This window comes from Allobosea sp. 01N443 (genome assembly GCF_056399325.1).
Genome location: NZ_JBFTRC010000132.1, coordinates 15,463 through 32,106, shown reverse-complemented (window position 1 = coordinate 32,106; position 16,644 = coordinate 15,463). Strand labels below are relative to the sequence as shown.

12 protein-coding genes and 2 pseudogenes are annotated in these 16,644 nt (G+C 65.9%); 9 read left to right on the top strand and 5 right to left on the bottom strand.

What is annotated here, in order from left to right; translation table 11 throughout:
* Positions 1-1,396: MFS transporter (locus AC1DRP_RS25490; protein WP_476769890.1), on the top strand; the 1,396-nt coding region annotated here is incomplete at its 5' end.
* A 162-nt stretch (positions 1,397-1,558) separates the two neighbouring features.
* On the opposite strand, the gene AC1DRP_RS25485 is transcribed toward AC1DRP_RS25490, so the two are convergent.
* Together AC1DRP_RS25485 and AC1DRP_RS25480 are read right to left on the bottom strand one after the other, a co-directional pair.
* Positions 1,559-2,458, bottom strand: coding sequence for an autotransporter family protein (locus AC1DRP_RS25485; protein ID WP_441506817.1), 900 nt, complete (start codon positions 2,456-2,458; stop codon positions 1,559-1,561).
* Positions 2,459-2,693: 235 nt separating this feature from the next.
* A pseudogene (locus tag AC1DRP_RS25480) lies at positions 2,694-3,017 on the bottom strand (autotransporter outer membrane beta-barrel domain-containing protein); the annotation flags it as partial.
* Positions 3,018-3,047: 30 nt separating this feature from the next.
* Between AC1DRP_RS25480 and AC1DRP_RS25475 the strand changes: the two are divergent.
* Positions 3,048-4,421: a hypothetical protein gene (locus AC1DRP_RS25475; RefSeq protein ID WP_476769889.1), complete on the top strand. Its 1,374-nt coding sequence runs from the start codon at positions 3,048-3,050 to the stop codon at positions 4,419-4,421.
* A 355-nt stretch (positions 4,422-4,776) separates the two neighbouring features.
* Here the strand turns inward: AC1DRP_RS25475 and AC1DRP_RS25470 are convergent, their stop codons facing one another.
* The gene (locus AC1DRP_RS25470; protein WP_441506815.1) at positions 4,777-5,097 is read right to left on the bottom strand and encodes a hypothetical protein; all 321 of its coding nucleotides are present in this window, start codon (positions 5,095-5,097) and stop codon (positions 4,777-4,779) included.
* A gap of 524 nt (positions 5,098-5,621) precedes the next feature.
* Between AC1DRP_RS25470 and AC1DRP_RS25465 the strand changes: the two genes are divergently transcribed.
* Positions 5,622-6,257 (top strand): SGNH/GDSL hydrolase family protein, encoded by a 636-nt coding sequence (locus tag AC1DRP_RS25465; protein ID WP_441506814.1) that lies wholly within the window; start codon positions 5,622-5,624, stop codon positions 6,255-6,257.
* Positions 6,258-6,475: 218 nt separating this feature from the next.
* On the opposite strand, the gene AC1DRP_RS25460 is transcribed toward AC1DRP_RS25465, so the two are convergent.
* Positions 6,476-7,366: a GntR family transcriptional regulator gene (locus tag AC1DRP_RS25460; RefSeq protein ID WP_441506813.1), complete on the bottom strand. Its 891-nt coding sequence runs from the start codon at positions 7,364-7,366 to the stop codon at positions 6,476-6,478.
* A 439-nt stretch (positions 7,367-7,805) separates the two neighbouring features.
* Here AC1DRP_RS25460 and AC1DRP_RS25455 point away from each other — a divergent pair, with 439 nt between their 5' ends.
* From AC1DRP_RS25455 to AC1DRP_RS25430, 6 genes are all read left to right on the top strand, one after another.
* The gene (locus AC1DRP_RS25455; RefSeq protein ID WP_441506812.1) at positions 7,806-9,356 is read left to right on the top strand and encodes an ABC transporter substrate-binding protein; all 1,551 of its coding nucleotides are present in this window, start codon (positions 7,806-7,808) and stop codon (positions 9,354-9,356) included.
* A 131-nt stretch (positions 9,357-9,487) separates the two neighbouring features.
* A complete protein-coding gene (locus AC1DRP_RS25450) occupies positions 9,488-10,993 on the top strand; it encodes a serine hydrolase domain-containing protein (RefSeq protein WP_441506811.1) in 1,506 nt (501 codons plus the stop codon).
* A gap of 68 nt (positions 10,994-11,061) precedes the next feature.
* Positions 11,062-12,147, top strand: coding sequence for an isocitrate/isopropylmalate dehydrogenase family protein (locus AC1DRP_RS25445; RefSeq protein WP_441506810.1), 1,086 nt, complete (start codon positions 11,062-11,064; stop codon positions 12,145-12,147).
* 62 nt (positions 12,148-12,209) lie between these two features.
* Positions 12,210-12,647, top strand: coding sequence for a cupin domain-containing protein (locus AC1DRP_RS25440; RefSeq protein WP_441506809.1), 438 nt, complete (start codon positions 12,210-12,212; stop codon positions 12,645-12,647).
* Positions 12,648-12,913: 266 nt separating this feature from the next.
* Complete coding sequence (locus tag AC1DRP_RS25435; RefSeq protein WP_476769888.1) at positions 12,914-13,753, top strand: hypothetical protein; 840 nt, start codon at positions 12,914-12,916, stop codon at positions 13,751-13,753.
* Positions 13,754-14,013: 260 nt separating this feature from the next.
* Positions 14,014-14,646, top strand: a complete 633-nt coding sequence (locus AC1DRP_RS25430) for an HAD-IA family hydrolase (RefSeq protein WP_476769887.1) — start codon at positions 14,014-14,016, stop codon at positions 14,644-14,646.
* A gap of 176 nt (positions 14,647-14,822) precedes the next feature.
* Here AC1DRP_RS25430 and htpG read toward each other — a convergent pair.
* Positions 14,823-16,455: pseudogene (gene htpG / locus AC1DRP_RS25425) on the bottom strand (molecular chaperone HtpG).
* Between the last annotated feature and the right edge of the window lie 189 nt (positions 16,456-16,644).

Here is a 16,644-nt window from a genome sequence, read left to right as displayed (position 1 = left end):
CAAATACACCTTCCTCGTCACCATGACGATCATGGGCCTCGCGACCTTCCTCGTCGGCGTCCTGCCTGGCTATGCCACGATCGGCATCGCGGCCCCGATCGCCTTTATCATCTGTCGCCTGCTACAGGGCCTGGCGCTCGGCGGCGAGTATGGCGGCGCCGCGACCTATGTCGCCGAACACGCCCCGCAGGGCCGTCGCGGTTTTTACACGAGCTGGATTCAGATCACCGCAACCTTCGGCCTCTTCCTGGCGCTGGCGGTCATCCTGGGGCTGCGCTTCAGCATGTCGACCGAATCTTTCAACGCTTGGGGATGGCGTGTGCCGTTCCTGCTTTCGATCATCCTGCTCGGCTTCTCCATCTGGATCCGGTTGCAGCTCGCTGAATCGCCGGCTTTCCAACGCATGAAGGAAGAAGGCAGCCAGTCAAAGGCCCCGCTCACCGAGGCGTTCGGCACCTGGTCCAACGCCAGGATCGCGATCATCGCGCTCCTCGGCGGTACGGCGGGCCAGGCCGTCGTCTGGTATGCTGGGCAATTTTATGCGCTCATCTTCCTGACGCAGACGCTGAAGGTCGACGCGACCACGACCTACCTGATCCTGGCCTTGGCGCTTTTGCTCGGCACACCCTTCTTCGTCTTCTTCGGCAGCCTATCGGACAAGATCGGCCGCAAGCCGGTCCTGCTGGCTGGATTGCTGGTCGCGGCGCTGAGCTATTTCCCGCTCTTCACCAAGATCGCTACCGTCGCCAATCCGAAGCTGGTGACCGCGACGGAGAGTGTGAAGATCGACATCACCGCCGATCCCGCAACCTGCGGCTCGCTGTTCGACCCGGTCGGCGTGCGCGTCTTCACTGCGCCCTGCGACCTCGTCCGGCGCACGCTCGCGTCGACCTCGATGCACTATGATCTGAAGCCCGGCGCGGCCGGCGCACCGGTCGCCGTCAAGGTGAATGGGACCGATGTCGCCAATCCCGGCGAGAAGGCAGGCGCCGCGGTCGTCGATGCGGCTTACGCCGCCGGATACCCCAAGGCCGGCGATGCATCGATCCTGAAGGTTCAGTCGCTGGGAGCCCTGTTCGCGGATAGCCGGGCACTGACTCTTGTCGGCCTGCTGTTCCTCCTCGTTATCTTCGTGACGATGGTCTACGGGCCAATCGCCGCGCTGCTCGTCGAGCTCTTCCCGACACGCATTCGGTATACGGGCATGTCGCTGCCCTACCACATCGGCAATGGCTGGTTCGGCGGCTTCCTGCCCCCCACCGCCTTCGCCATCGTGGTGGCCACCGGCAACATCTTCTCGGGCCTCTGGTATCCGATCATCATCGCGATGATGACCTTCATCATCGGCCTGATCTTCCTGCCGGAGACCAAGGATCGCGACATCTACAAGATGTAGCGGCCACCAACTCGGGCTTTGCGCCACGTATGGAAGCCCCGCCTCGCCAGGCGGGGCTTTTCGACGGTCATTGGGCGAACCCGGCTTCACTGACGCCGTGCGAGTGATCTCCAAGCCCGGGCCGGGCGCACGGGCTGCGGCGGATGTCAGGCCCGATCGCCGCTACCATGTCACGCGCAGCCCGACATTGCCGCCGAAGCCCCGGCTGTGGTTCGAATCGGCATTCGTCAGATAGCTCGCCTCGGCGTAGAGGCTGATGGCTTGCGTGACCTGCGCGGTGACGCCGCCGCCGATTTCGAATGCGGTCGCGCCGCGTTGTGTCGTGACGAGGTTGGTGTCGAACAGCGTCTTGTCGTTGCCGCCGAAGCTGCGCCAGAGATTGGCGGTGAGATAGGGTCTGATCTCGGTCGTGCCCCAGAGCAGGCTGCCGCGCAGTCGCGCGCCGATCCTGCCCGTCAGCGCGTCGCTGCTGTCCTGGCTGATCGCGGAAAACAGATCCCGGGTCTGATCGAACGATGTGCGTTGCCAGATGAGCTGGCCCTGCGGCTCCAGGATAAGGCCGCCGCCAAGCGCGATCGGGTAGCCCGCCTCGACCGAGCCGGTGAAGACCGTGCCATCGGCGTCCGACCGGATGCCGCGGTCGGAACGGGGCGTGCCATTGAGCCAGCTGTTCATCAGGACGGTGTCGAGATACCAGCCGGCCGGTCCGACATGGGTCCAGTAGGCGCCGACGCTGTAKGAATCGAGCCCGAGCTTGCCGGTGGAGGCGCGCAGCTGCCCAAGGGCGAAGCCGCGGACATCGCCCTCGGCCCGTCCATAGCCGAAGAAGGCGCCGAAACGGTCGCGATGGCCGCTTTGCCAGTCGACGCCGTAAAGATCGAGGCCGGTCTGCAGGCCGATGATGCTGCCCTTGAACTCCGGACTGACATCGCCCGAGAAGCGCTGCTCGCGATGCTGGCCGAAGACGCGTCCCCAGCCGGCAGAGGCGATGCCGGTTCCCCGCAGCAGGTCCTGGTCGCCCTGGCGCTCGTGGAAGGTGCCGAGCGTACCGAGCGCCAGCATGCGCGGTCGCGGGCGTGATCGCGTTGGTCGCGACTTCCGGACGATAGAGCGCAACCACCGGCCCGTCCGGGCTTGCAATCGTCGGCGCGCCCGGCGACGGCGCCAGGATGGCATTCTCGGCGCCTGCAGCCAGTTGTGGCTGCGGCACCACGGTTGTCGGTGGGGGCAGGGTGGAGCGGAGATACCAGTTCTGCTCGGTGCCGGCCGCGATGCCGCCGCGATAGAGCGCGTATTCGAAGGCGCCGGCCGCGATCGGCCCGGCCTGGCTGAAGGCTCCAGCTGCAGTCGTGCCGCCGTTCAGGGTGTCGACCACCTTGATGCCGCTGCCGAATGTCGGAGCGCCGGTTCCGCCGAGGTTGAGGATCGTGATTCGGGTCTGCCCGCTCGCCGAGCCGCCGGAGATGATCAACTGGTCCGATGGCGAGGCGCTGTCTCCCAGCACCGTCTGCAACCGCATCCGCGCATTCTGGCCGGCATAATTCCCGATGATCGTGAGGCTGTCGCTTGCGGCGGCCGGGCCGTTGGTCAGATCGATCGTGCCGGCATTGGTGACCGTCACCAGCTGGCCCGGCGTGAAGGGCGCGATCGCATGCACTCCATTCCCGGCGAAGACAGTGCTGGTCGCATCGATCGACAGCGTGCCCGTCCCGGTTCCGGCGTCGCCGAGCGTCAGTGTGCTGGCAAAAGTCAGCTGCGAGTTGTTGGTGAGCTCGAACAGCTCCCAGTTGATCAAACGCGCGACGCCGGTGGCGCTCGTATTGTTCCAGGTCAGCCGATCGATGCCGGGGCCGCCATCGATGATGGCCGTCGGGACGATATTCGCAGCCGTCAGGCCGGTGAAGACGGCCACGTCGTTGCCCGCGCCGAGCCGGAAGCCGGTTTCGAGCACGCCGCCGCCGGTCCAGTTCACCGTGTCGGCTCCGGTGCCGCTGAGCAGGAAACCGCCGACGCTGCCCCCGGAGATGGTGAAGACGTTGTCGCCATTGCCGAAATTGACGAAGCCGCCGATGCGCCCGCCGGACAGGTTGAGCGTGTCGTTGTTCTGGGCCGCCAGAACGTTGGTGACGATCAACCCGCCAGACATGGTCAGCACATTGTTGGCGAGCGTCATGTCGATCGAGCCGATCTGGCCGCCGGTGACCGTGACGAAGTCGCCTTCGTTCAGCCCACCGGTGATGACGCCGCCGGACACCGTCGCGAAATCGAGTTCGCCGCCCTGGTTGACGTTGCTGTTGATCGTGCCGCCGGCCATCACGAAGCGGTCGACGCCATCGCCGAGGCCGCTGCCCTGGTCGACGGTGCCGTTCACCAGGCCGCCGCGCATGATGAAGGTATCGGCTCCGTTGCCCTGGCTGACATTGCCATTGATGGTGCCGGAATTGTCGATGATGAGCGGCGCGTTCCCCGTGCTGACGATATCGCCGTTGATCGTGCCCGTGGCGAGGTTGTTGACGGTATTGAGCCCGTTGCCGGCAAAGGTGATTGCGGGGCCGGTTCCGCCATGGATCTGCGCGGCCGCGCCGCCGACGCCATTATTGATGGTGATGGTCTGAGCCGCGCTGGAGGCGCCGGTGCCGGCCGCGATCCCGTTGGTCGATCCGCGAACGATGCCGCTATTGTCAAACACCAGCGCGCGCGCCGACGCGCCGGCGGCAAAACTCTGGTTCACGCCGATGCCTGCGCCGCCTCCCGTCGCAGTCCCGGCAATCGTCGCACCAGCGGCATTGGCGATCCGGATGGTGAGCCCGCGTTGCCTTGCAAGAAGGACATGCCGAGCGCATTGCCGGCTCCGGCATTCGTCGCGGAGATGATGCCGAGATTGGTGAGAACGCTCGTCCCGGCCCCGGTCCCGGACGAGAAGGCCACGCCGGTGAGGGGGGTGGCAGCGCTTCCGGATGCGATGATCGAGCCGTTATTGTTGAGCAGGTTCCCGGCCGTGTTCAGCCCGAAGGTGACAGCCTGACCGGTCGCTGGTGCCTGCTGGACGGTTGCGCCCGGCGCGACCGTGATGGTGACGGGCGTGTTGRCCGGCGCCGCAAAACCATCGGCGTCCGTACCCGAGCAGGTCACGATCGCCCCGGCTCCGGGCGGATCGGGTACGCACTGTGCCTGCGCGGGCAGGGACGCGAAGAACCCGATGAGACCGGAAGCAAGGGCGGAAACAGGGCCGTGAGCGGAATGTCGCCTTGCTCCGGTCGCTCGAAGCCATCGCCCCATATGCACGGCCCGCTTGTAGCCGAGTCAGGGCATGATGAAGTTGGTTGAGCATCTAGTCGACCGGAAAAGCGACTGAGCAGCCGCCCGGTCCCCGTATCCTGTCAATACCTGCCAGGCGGAAGCTCCGGGTTCCTTCCGTTGAAGATGTCTGCTCTCAACCATTCCGGGCACAACCGAAGGGCCCCCGACTGCCGCCGCCGGTCGCAGACCTGTGCACCGAGCAGAAGCACACGCCAGAACCGGTCCGTGGCAACGCCGGCCATCATGAACGACAGGACCGCCAGCATCCGGTGCCCTTCGGCGAGCGGCGAGGCCCATGGCGCGCCCGTGAGCCAGATGAGGCCGGCAAAGCTGGCGCTGAAGCTTGCGCAGAATAACAGTGCGTAGAGCAGCAGGGACCCAAGAACGCTCTTGAAGGTCACGCGCCCTCAAGTCCCGGCGATTATGTCCCCGATCGATTCGTGCAGTTCATGAAGGCCATATGCGCGGGCGTGCGCCGGGGCGCTGCGTTCCATTTGATCTTGCCCGGGCGATGCGGATCGGCAGTTATCGAGCCACCATTGTTGAGAGCACAGTTGCAGGCGCGCATATTCTTCATGCCCCTGCATTCCGGCCTCGTCCCGCCTGACTGCGCCGACGCAGTCGAGGCCAACCCCAGCATGCCCAAGAGCACGCTGCTCACGACGATAGTCATCTTCACGGCAATCTCCCCACAGCCTGACGCAGCGTTTCACGCCGTCTTTCATGAGTCCACGGGGCAGCACGACCTTGCTCTGCCCTCGGCAGGTCCAGAGGCTCCGGGAAGGCGTTGCCTGCGTCGGTCGCCCAAGGATCGTCGACGGGCTTGATCGCGTCCGTCCCGGCGGATACGGCAACGCGTCCGGTCGGGAAGGGCAGTCGAGCCCTCCGCGGCAGCGCGGCCCCGCACTTCGCTGTGGAATGAATGATGAGCTTCACGATCCTGGCTTTCGGCGACAGCCTCACCTGGGGCTCGGACCACCTGCACGGCGGCCGCCATGCGTTCGAGGACCGATGGCCGAATGTGCTCGCGGCCGGGCTAGGGTCCGCGGCAACCGTCGTGACTGAGGGGCTGGGCGGACGAACCAGCTGTTTCGACGATCACATGTCGCCGTCTGACCGAAATGGCGCGCGGATCCTGCCGACGCTGCTCGGCAGCCATTATCCGCTCGATCTGCTCATCATCATGCTGGGCGCCAATGATCTCAAGCCGCATATCTGCGGGCGGGCCGCGGGGGCTGCCGCGGGAATCGACCGGCTCATCGAGATCGCACAGAGCTTTCCCTATGGCTGGGGCGCCGCAGCGCCCAAGATCCTGGTGGTGTCGCCGCCGATCTTCGCTGCCTCGCGCGCACCGGACGGGTTGCCCGTCGGCGGGCGCGATATCGCGGAATCCCGGCGCCTGGCACCGGAATATGACGCCGTTGCCCGACGCCGCGGCTGCAGCTTCTTCGACGCCGCCTCGGTTGCCAAGGCTTCGGTCATCGACGGCGTGCACCTGGACGCAGAGAACACCCGCAATATCGGCCAGGCGCTTGTGCCGGTCGTCGTTGCGATGATCTGACCCTCCGTGGGTGCCGCGGCTTTCCCGGAAGCCGCGACCCGGTCCTCGGGGCGGCTCTTTAGGCTCGCATCCGGCATCGGTTGACCGCGCCATGCCGCCCTCTGACGACATGGTTCTCGTGCCGCACTGACGGCCGCGCCTCATTCCCAGGAGCTGGCCGAACAGGCTGCACGGCCTGACTTCCTGGGTTCTGCTAACTTCTTCCGGACAAAAAACACTTACTGCGGGGCGGGCAGGATCATACTCCCGGTGATCTCCAGATGGCGCCTCATCAGTACGGCGGCCAGTTCCGCATCTCCTGCCTCCAGCCGCGTCAGGATCTCCATGTGCTCGCTGTGGTTGGCCCGCACGCGATCAAAGCCGTGCTTCCAGTTATAGATCGAGAAACGCCGCAGCCGGTTCTGGCGCCGCATGGCCTCGAGGAAGAAGCGGTTGCCGGAGGCCTCGGCCAGGCCCTCGTGAAATGCCGCGTTCATCTCGAAGAAGGCGACGCTGGAGGATTCGCTCCAGGGCAGGGACAGGCTTTCATCGTGCTGGCGCCGCATCTCTTCGGCAAAGCCGGGCAGGAGCGCAAATCCAGGCTCGAGAAGCGCGGCCGGCTCGATGATCAGCCTGAACCGGTAGCTCTCCCGGCGTAGTTCTGCGCTCCAGCGCGTCAGGAACCGCCAGCCATAACCCGGTTTGCGCTCCACCATCTTCAGATCGGCAAGCAGGTCGAGCGCCCTGCGGACCGTGGGGCGCACGGCATCGTAGCGCTGCATCAGCTCCGTTTCCGAGATGTCGTCGCCAAGCCTGCCATTGTCCCGGTCGGCGGCGATACGCACCAGCAGGTCGTCATCGCCGGAGCGTTCGCCGGATGCGGTCGCTTCCGCCGGCAAGGCGGCAAGCAACTCGACGCCGCGCTGCGGCCGCCGGATGACGAGCCCGCGCGTGGCCAGCAGATCAAGCGCGGCGCGCACCGGCGAGCGGGAGACGTTCAGGCGCTCGGCCAGGGTCTTCTCGTTCAGGCGGTCGCCCGGAGCGACGCCGTCGGCGCGGGCGAGATCCATGATGCGCCCGGCGAGCTCTTCCTGGAGGCGCGTGGGCTGGCGGCCGGTTTCAGTGTCCATAATGGTCATTGTATCACAAAAAACATTCTGATACGTCTCGTCAAGGCTGCGGCGGGCCCGGGCAGCCCTTGAAGGGGAGAGCTTAGCAACAATGCCGTTTTCCTCGCACTGCCCGCCGCATGAAATCGCCGGCCCGTCGCGGCAGCGCGGCCGCCCATACGGCGGGGGCACGCCGGATCGCAGCGGGCAGGGCGCCGGCCACCCGGCGATCCGGATGCCAGCCATTGGCGTCGCAGGGCGCCTGATCCGCGCGCCGAGCATTCCGGCCAGGCCGCGCATCGCGGTCTGTTCGCCGGAAACGAGGATGGAAGTGCCGCGCGCAACCGTCGGCGTCCCGAGTGAGACGGCACGATCGGCGGCCTTGAATCGATCATGCCCATGGGCCGCGGAGCGATGGCCCCGTGGAGCTGAAGCCAACTCAAGAAACGAGGGGATCAAGATGAGACTGCCCACGCTGCTGGTACTGTCCTCCGGCCTCGTGGCCGGCATCGCGAATGCCCAGGAGGCGCAGCCGCTCCGCCTTCGCCTCAACGCCGATATCCGTTCGCTCGATCCGGGCGTCAATCGCGATGCCAATACCGACGCGGTCCAGAACCATCTCTTCGAAGGGCTGGTCGCCTTCAGGGAGGATGCGAGCGTCGGTCCGCTCCTGGCGAAATCGATCAGCGTCTCCGAGGACGGCAGGACCTATACCTTCGTGCTGCGGGACGATCTCCACTTCAGCAATGGCGAGCTGGTCGGCAGCGACGACGTGCTGTTCGCCTGGAAGCGCTACACCGATCCCGCCACCGGCTGGCGCTGCCTCTCCGAGGTCGATGGGCGCGGCGCCGTGAAGGTGACGGATGTCGTCGCCAAGGACGCCAGAACCGTCACATTCACGCTTGCAAAACCCTCCGCGCTCTTCCTCGGGACCCTGGCCCGTCCCGATTGCGGCGGCACCGGCATCTACCACAGGAGCTCGCTCGGCCCCGATGGCAAATGGCTTGCGCCTGTCACGACGGCACCCTTCAAGCTCGGCGAATGGCGGCGCGGCCAGTTCATCGATCTGGTCCGCAACGACAGATATTCCGCCTTGCCGGGGGCGCGGGACGGCCTCACCGGCAACAAGTCCACCACGCTCCAAAAGCTGCGCTTCGCCATCATCCCGGATGAGTCGACGGCGAAGGCAGCCCTGCTGGCGGGCAATATCGACGTCAATTTCGATGTCCAGAACGCCGATCTGGCCGAGTACAAGGCCAATAAGGACGTCACCCTGGACTCGGCATCGGTGATGAATGTCAACGACATCCTGATTCAGACCAAGGATCCGCTGCTGTCCGATGTCCGCATCCGACGCGCCTTGCAGCTCGCCCTCGACCTGCCCGTCCTGGTCGACCAGGTCAGCGAGGGAACGGCCAAGCCMAACAACTCACCGATCCCGCCGGCGAGCGCCTATCACCGGAAGCTCCAAGCGCAGCCGATCGCGCGCGATCTCGCCACCGCCAGGAAACTTCTGGCGGAGGCGGGCTACAAGGGGCAGCCGATCAGGATGATCACCAACAAGCGCTACCAGAGCATGTTCGACCAGGCGGTGATCGCGCAGGCCATGGCCAGGGAGGCCGGAATCACGATCGATCTCGACGTGCTGGAATGGGGCGCGCAGCAGGACCGCTATCTCGCGGGGTCCTATCAATTGATGTCGCACGGCTTTTCCGCGCGGCTCGACCCGTCGCTGTCCTTCGAGATGTTCACCGGTTCCAAGGCGGAGCAGCCCCGCAAGGCCTGGGACAACCCCGAGGCGCAAAAGCTCCTTGCTCAAAGCATGGAGGTCGCCGACCCGGCGCAGCGTCAGGCGATCATCGACAGGCTCGAGGTGATGTTTCGCGAGGATGTTCCGATGATCGTGCTCTACTCGGAGGTCCGGACCAGCGCTGCCCGCTCCTATGTCTCCGGGTACAGGAGCTGGGCCATGGGGCAACCGCGAGCCTGGGGTGTCTCCATCGCCAGGTAGCCCATGCCGGGCACCGCCATGATGGCCGACAGGCCGGCGCCGGTGCCGAAGCTCATCCCCAAACTCTCTCGTCAGGCGCGGATGCCGGGCGCACCGCCCCTGACGCTCTTTCCGCTGAACAGGATTGGACCATGACTTTGACACGACTGCCGCGGGCGACGCCTTCATCGCGCGATGTCGACGCTGCCGGGATCACGCGCTTTCTCGACGCTGTGCAGCTCGCCGGCCTCGAACTGCACAGCTTCATGGTCTTCAAGGACGATGCCGTCGTTGCCGAGGCTTTCTGGAAGCCGTTCGGTCCCGACCGCCCGCATATGCAGCATTCCGCCACGAAGAGCTGGACGGCCGTCGCGGTCGGCTTCGTCCATGCCGATGGGCTGCTCGACCTCGACGACAAGGTCGTCGATTTCTTCCCCGAGCATCTGCCGGCCGAAATCAGCCCGAACCTCGCAGCGATGACGGTCAAGGACCTGCTGACCATGCGCACGGGCCACCGCACCGGCCTCTCCGGCGGCGAATGGCGCTACCTCACCGGAAGCTGGATCGAGGCGTTTCTGAACGAGCCGGTCGTCGAACGCCCCGGCACGCGCTTCGTCTACAGCAGCGGCTCCAGCTACATGCTGTCGGCCATCGTCACGAAGCTGACCGGGCAGACCGTCAGCGACTATCTGGAACCGCGCCTGTTCCGCCCGCTCGGCATGGGGGAGATCAGCTGGGATGTCTCGCCGGAAGGCATCGGCACCGGCGGGAACGGGCTGAGCTGCTCCGCTGAGGACATGATGAAGTTCTCCGTCCTGCATCTCCAGGACGGCATGTGGAACGGCCAGCAGGTGATCCCGGCCGATTGGGTCCGGGCGACACGGCACAATCATGTCGGCGAATTCGAGATGATGTCGTTCGACGGCAAGCGCTATCGCCCGGCCGATCCCGCTGGCGTGCCCGATATCCGCCCGGGCTATGGCTACCAGTGGTGGATGACGCCCCATGGCGGCACCCGCGCCGCCGGCGTCTTCGGGCAATATTACATCCTGTTGCCCGAGCAACGCGCCGCGATCACGATCACCGCGGCCCTTCCGCTGAGCGAGAAGCGGCTTCTGAGCACGGTCTGGGCGGAGCTGTTCCCGGCCCTGACGCAGCCGGGCTCCGCGGCAGCCGACGCGGCCCTTTCGTCACGCCTGGCGACGCTGGCGATGCCGGTCGAGGCGGGAGCGCTGCAGAGCCCTCGCGCGTCCGAGATCAGCGGCCGCACCATTCGCTTCGCGCCGAATGCCAACCACGTATCGGAAGCGTCGCTGAGCTTCGCGGCAGGGCACTGCGAATTCCGTCTCGTCGACCACCGCGGCACGCACAAGATCACGCTCGGCCTCGGGCATGGCATCGAAGGCCAGACGACGATGAGCGGGCAGGACCTGCATCACGCCTACCAGCCGGACCTCATGCGGGTGATCGCAAGCGGCGTCTGGCGCGACGAGGCGACCTTCGTCATGACGTGGCGCTATGTCGAGACCGTGTTCTGCGACACCGTCATCCTCCGCATCGARGGCGACACGATCGAGCTCGACCGCAGCGTCAACGTCAATGCCGGCCTGACGAAGCACCCGACGTTGAACGGTGCGCTGTCGCGGGCAGCAGCCTGAGACGAGCCCCCGGGGGCACCACCCGGGGGCGGATCGCGCGGCGATKAACACAACCCCACAGGTTCACGATGAAAATCCTCGTTCTTCCCGGTGACGGCATCGGACCCGAGATCACCACCGCCACCCTTGCGGTACTCGACGTTGCCGATGCGGCGCTGGCGCTCGGGCTCGATATCGAGACCCGCGAGATCGGCCTCGCCAGCCTGAGGGCGCAGGGCACGACCTTGCCGCAGGACGTCATGACCCGGATTCCCGAGGTCGACGGTGTCATCCTCGGCCCGGTTTCGCATTACGAATATCCGGCCCGCGACAAGGGCGGCATCAATCCCTCTGCCGAGCTGCGCGTCGTCTTCGAGCTCTTCGCCAATCTGCGCCCCTGCCGGTCGCGCGCGGGCCTGAGTATCCTGCGCAAGCCGATGGACCTGGTCATCGTGCGCGAGAACACCGAGGGATTCTACTCGGACCGCAACATGTTCGCCGGCGGCGGCGAGTTCATGCCCGATCCCGACATGGCGTTGTCCATCCGCAAGATCACGGCGAGATCCTCGGCCCGCATCGCGCGCGCCGCCTTCGAGCTGGCGCGTGGCCGCCGCCGCAAGGTCACCGCCGTCCACAAGGCCAATGTGGTCAAGCTGTCGGATGGCCTGTTCCTGAGCGAGGTCCGCAAGGTCGCGGAGGATTTTCCGGATGTGGAGCTGGAGGAACTGATCGTCGACGCGACGGCCGCGTTGCTCATCCGCTCGCCGGATCGCTTCGACGTGATCGTGACGACCAACATGTTCGGAGACATCCTCTCCGACGAGGCGTCCGAGCTGTCCGGCAGCCTCGGTCTCGGCGGCTCGATCAATACCGGCCATGACATCTGCGTCGCGCAGGCCCAGCACGGATCCGCGCCCGATATCGCAGGCCAGAACCTGGCGAACCCGACCTCCCTCATTCTCTCGGCTGCGATGCTGCTGGACTGGCGAGGCCGGCGCGACGCCAATGCCAAGCTGATCGCGGCCGCGGGCGCGATCGAACGCGCCGTTGATGTCGTCCTCGACGATCCAGCGACGCGCACCCGCGATATCGGCGGCACATTGGGCACGGATGCCTTCGCGGAGGCTGTGACCGCGGAATTGCGCCGGCAACTTTCGGGACGTGTCGCGGCCTGAAGCCGAACGCCGCTTGGATCGGGCCCGTCCGATCCTGAACCCAATTCATCAGGAGAGATCGCATGTCGACTAATCCGGATACGGCTCGCGCCAGGCCCGCCGTTCTTCGTCCGTCCGAGATCCCGGCGCGCCAGCGCGGCGGTGGGGCCAAAACGGTCCCGCTCGTCACGCGTCGCACGGGCTCGACCAGCTTCATCAATGGCATCACCATCTTCGAGCCGGGGGCTGCGATCCCGCTGCACAGCCACAATTGCGAAGAGAGCGTCATGCTGCTGGAAGGCGAGGCCATCGCCGAAATCGACGGTGTCGAGTACCCGATCGCGGCAGGCGACATCACCTTCATCCCCGCCGATCTGCCGCATCGGTTTCGCAACGTCTCGGCGACCGAGGGCATGAGGATCCTCTGGATCTATGCCTCGATCGACGCCACGCGAACGCTGGTCGAGACAGGCGATACGCGCTCGATCGACGATGAGCACCTGGCGCCCGTGGCAACCTGAGCAGGGAGCGTACCCAGCCGGCTGAAGGTGATCGGGACTGAGCCCTGAACCGAAGGGAGGGGGGCTGCCCCGGTCTTGGCAGAGGTTCCTGGAGGGCAATCGCTTATGTTGCGGCGATTGGAGATGCGGCACAATCTTCGCGCAGATGTGTCCCGCAAACAACGGAGGCTCAACTTTACGTTTGCCAGGTGTCGCGTGGTCTAGCGTCCCAGACTGAACTCTGTTCCACTGGCTGCAGGCGGTCTGGACTTCAGACAGAGCATCTCATGTCTGCACGGCGCGATGGCTGCGGGCGATTGGCACTGAGGTTCGCGCTCGCCATCTCAATCGGCTTGGCGAGTTCTTTCGCGGTCGCGCAGGAGGAACCTGGGAAAAGCACGGCCGATCTGGCCAAGGCGGCGCAGAACCCCGTTGCCGACATGATCAGCCTGCCCTTCCAGAACAACTTCAACTTCAATGTCGGGCCGCATAAGCAGCTGCAGAACGTGCTCAACATCCAGCCCGTGATCCCGATCACGCTGAATAAGGACTGGAACCTGATCACGCGCTGGATCACGCCGGTGATCGCGCAACCGGCCCTGACGGTGAATGGCGAGCGCGAGTTCGGCCTCGGCGACATCAACCCGAGCTTCTTCTTCTCGCCGAAGCAGCCGACGCACGGCATCATCTGGGGCATCGGCCCGACCTTCGTGTTCCCGACCGGCACCGACAAGACCCTGACCRSCGGCAAGTACTCGGCCGGCCCCGCCTTCGTCGCYCTGGCCATCGAAGGCCCCTGGGTCGTCGGCGTYCTCGTCAACAATGTCTGGTCCTTCGCGGGCAAGAGCAACCGCAGCGCGGTCAACGCGATGACGCTGCAGCCCTTCGTGAACTACAATTTCCACGGCGGCTGGTACCTGACCTCGTCCCCGATCATCACCGCCGACTGGGAGGCCGGCCATGGCGACCGCTGGACGGTGCCGGTCGGCGGCGGCTTCGGACGCGTCTTCAAGATCGGCCATCAGCCGGTCAACGCGCAGCTCGCAGCCTATTACAACGTCGCAAAGCCCAGCGGTGGCGCCGACTGGCAGCTCAGGGCCCAGCTCCAGTTCCTGTTCCCGAAATAGCTGCCGCCAGAAAGCCACGTCGCRCCTCCCGCCGCCGCCGGTTCGCGGCGGAGAAGTGAGTTCGCTCTGCTCTGCCGCGGGGCTCCGGATCGGACCCGCAACAGCGATGGGCCATGCACAGAACCCGGACATTGCGATAATGCCTCTGTCATCCACGACCACGAAGCGATACCGGACAAGCGGCGTCTCATTCGAATGAATGTCCTCCGCCGCCGCAGTTCGGGTTATCCCCGCAAACCTCTCACACTCCACGCTCAGCCATGCCTCGCTACGCGCTCGCCATCTTCGATTTCGACGGAACGCTGGCCGATAGCTTTCCATGGTTCTGTTCGGTGCTGAACGAGACCGCCCGGCGATTTGGCTTTCGCGAGGTCCTGGAGCAGGAGAGGGACGATCTGCGTGCCCTCGGTAGCCGCGAGATTGTGGCCCATCTCGGTGTTCCCCTGTGGAAGATCCCCGCGATCGCCGCGCATATGCGCCAGCTCAATGCGCAGAGCCAGGGCGAGGTTCGCCTCTTCGACGGTGTCGAACAGGCGCTCGCAAACCTCGCCCGTCACGGCATCAGGATCGCCGTCGTCAGCTCCAATGCGGAGGAGACGATCCGGCGAACGCTGGGCCGGGCTGCGGAGCATGTCAGCGCCTTCGACTGCGGCGCCTCGCTCTGGGGAAAGAGCGCCAAGTTCAAGGCTGTTGCGAAGCGGCTGGGCGTCCCCCGGGAGCGCGCGATCGCGATCGGCGATGAGCTCCGCGACATCGAGGCCGCCCGCAAGGCCGGGATGGCCTGCGKGGCGGTGACCTTCGGCTACAACGCCCCTGCCGCGTTGCTCGCCCAATGGCCGGATCTGGTGTTCACGGATTTCGCCGATCTGCAGGCGCAGCTCACCAGCGCCTGAGGCTCATGCCTCCCGTGAGAGGCAGGTCAACCCAGGCGATTCAAAGTCGCAGAATTCGCTAGCAACGCCTTGGTTTTGCGCCCAAAAATCGCCTGACGCGGAAGCGTCGCCGGCGCCTTTCGCCTGGAGCCGAGAGGGCGTGCGCGCCGAACCGGCACGCACGCTGCATCCGGTTCCTACGAGGCCGCAAGGCCAAGCGCGACCAGCCGGCTCAGGCGCTCGGAGAACGCCTTGGCATCGGTGGGGCGCTCGCCGTCGAGCACGCGGGCTGTATCGAGCAGGAGGTTTGCGACATCGCTGCGCACGGCCTCGTTCTGCACGCCGGCCAGTCCCTGGATCATCGCGTGCCGCGGATTGACCTCGAGGATCGGCTTGCTTGCGCGCTCGATGCGCCCGCCCGCGGTCAAGAGCCGCTCGAACTGGCGATCCGGCCCGTCTTCCGCCGCGACCAGGCAGACCGCGCTGTCGGTCAGCCGGTCGGAGGCCCTGACATCGGCGACCTCACCCGCGAGAATCTCCTTCATCGCCGCGAGCAAGGCCTGCACCGCCTCGCTCGTCTCGGCGGAGGGCGGCGTCGCATCGTCGAGCAGGGGGATCAGGCTGAGATCGGCTGCGCCCTGCGTCACCGACTTGAACGGCTTGCCCTCGAATTCCGGCGTAGATCCCCTCCTTGATGACCGCGCCGAAATTCTCCCAGATCTTGGCGAAGCTATCGCCGTCCTGTTCGGCGAGCTTCGACAACTCGGAGAGGACGCGGCTGGTCACGCCCTTCTTGATCGCGCTCAGCAGCGGGCTGTCCTGGATCATCTCGCGCGAGACGTTCAGCGGCAGATCGGCGGTGTCGACGATGCCGCGCACGAAGCGCAGATAGCGCGGCAGGAACTCCGCCTCGTCGGTGATGAAGACGCGCTTCACATAGAGCTTGATGCGGCCCTTGCGATCGGCGTCGAACAGGTCGAACGGACGCCCGCCCGGCACGAAGAGCAGCGCGGTGTATTCATGGCGGCCCTCGGCCCGGAAATGGACCGTCGTGGCGGGCTCGTCATATTGCGCGGCGACGCTGCGATAGAAATCCGTGTAGTCCTGCGCGCTGATCTCGTTCTTGGGCTTGGCCCACAGCGCCGCGCCGTCGGCCAGCGTGGTTGCCTCCGCGCCCGGCTTCTCGATCAGCGAGATCGGCACCGGCACATGGCCGGATTGTTCCCTGACGATGCGCTCCAGCGTCCAGCGCTCCGCATAGGATTTGGCATCCTCCATCAGATGCAGCGTCACGCGCGTACCGCGCAGAGGGGCATCATCCAGCCCAACGGGGGCGACGGTGAACTCGCCCTTGCCGTCCGACGACCAGAGCCAGGCCTCGTCGCTGCGGGCGCGGCGGCTGACGACCTCGACCTTGTMGGCGACCATGAAGGCTGAGTAGAAACCGACGCCAAACTGGCCGATGAGCTGTGCGCCTTCCTTGCCCTCGGCGGTCGCGATGCGCTCCATGAAGCCGCGCGTGCCGGAGCGGGCGATGGTGCCGAGCGCCTCGATCATCTCGTTGCGGCTCATGCCGATGCCGTTATCGGCAATGACGAGCGTGCCGGCCTCGGGATCGGCCGCGATCGTGATCGCGAGCTTGAGGTCGTCGCCGAGAAGCTCCGGCCGGGCGATGGCCTCGTAGCGCAGCTTCTCGCTGGCGTCGGCGGCGTTGGAAATCAGCTCCCGCAGGAAGACGTCCCGGTCCGAATAGACCGAGTGCACCATCATATGGAGCAGGCGGGAGACATCGGCTTCGAAGCTTCGGCTTTCGGCGGTCTGGGTTGTCATGGCTGCATGCTGTCTGGCTGGGGAACGCGGCCCATCAGATGGCTGGAATAGCCGGATCTTGCAAGACGGGGCAGGGGCCATCGACGTCAGGGGCGCCGGGCTCTCACTGACCCCTGGCCCGAAGTCGAGCCTGGCTCACGGGCAAGGACAGAGCTTCAGCAGCCGCCCGGGAGCGGCCGCTGAAGGTAT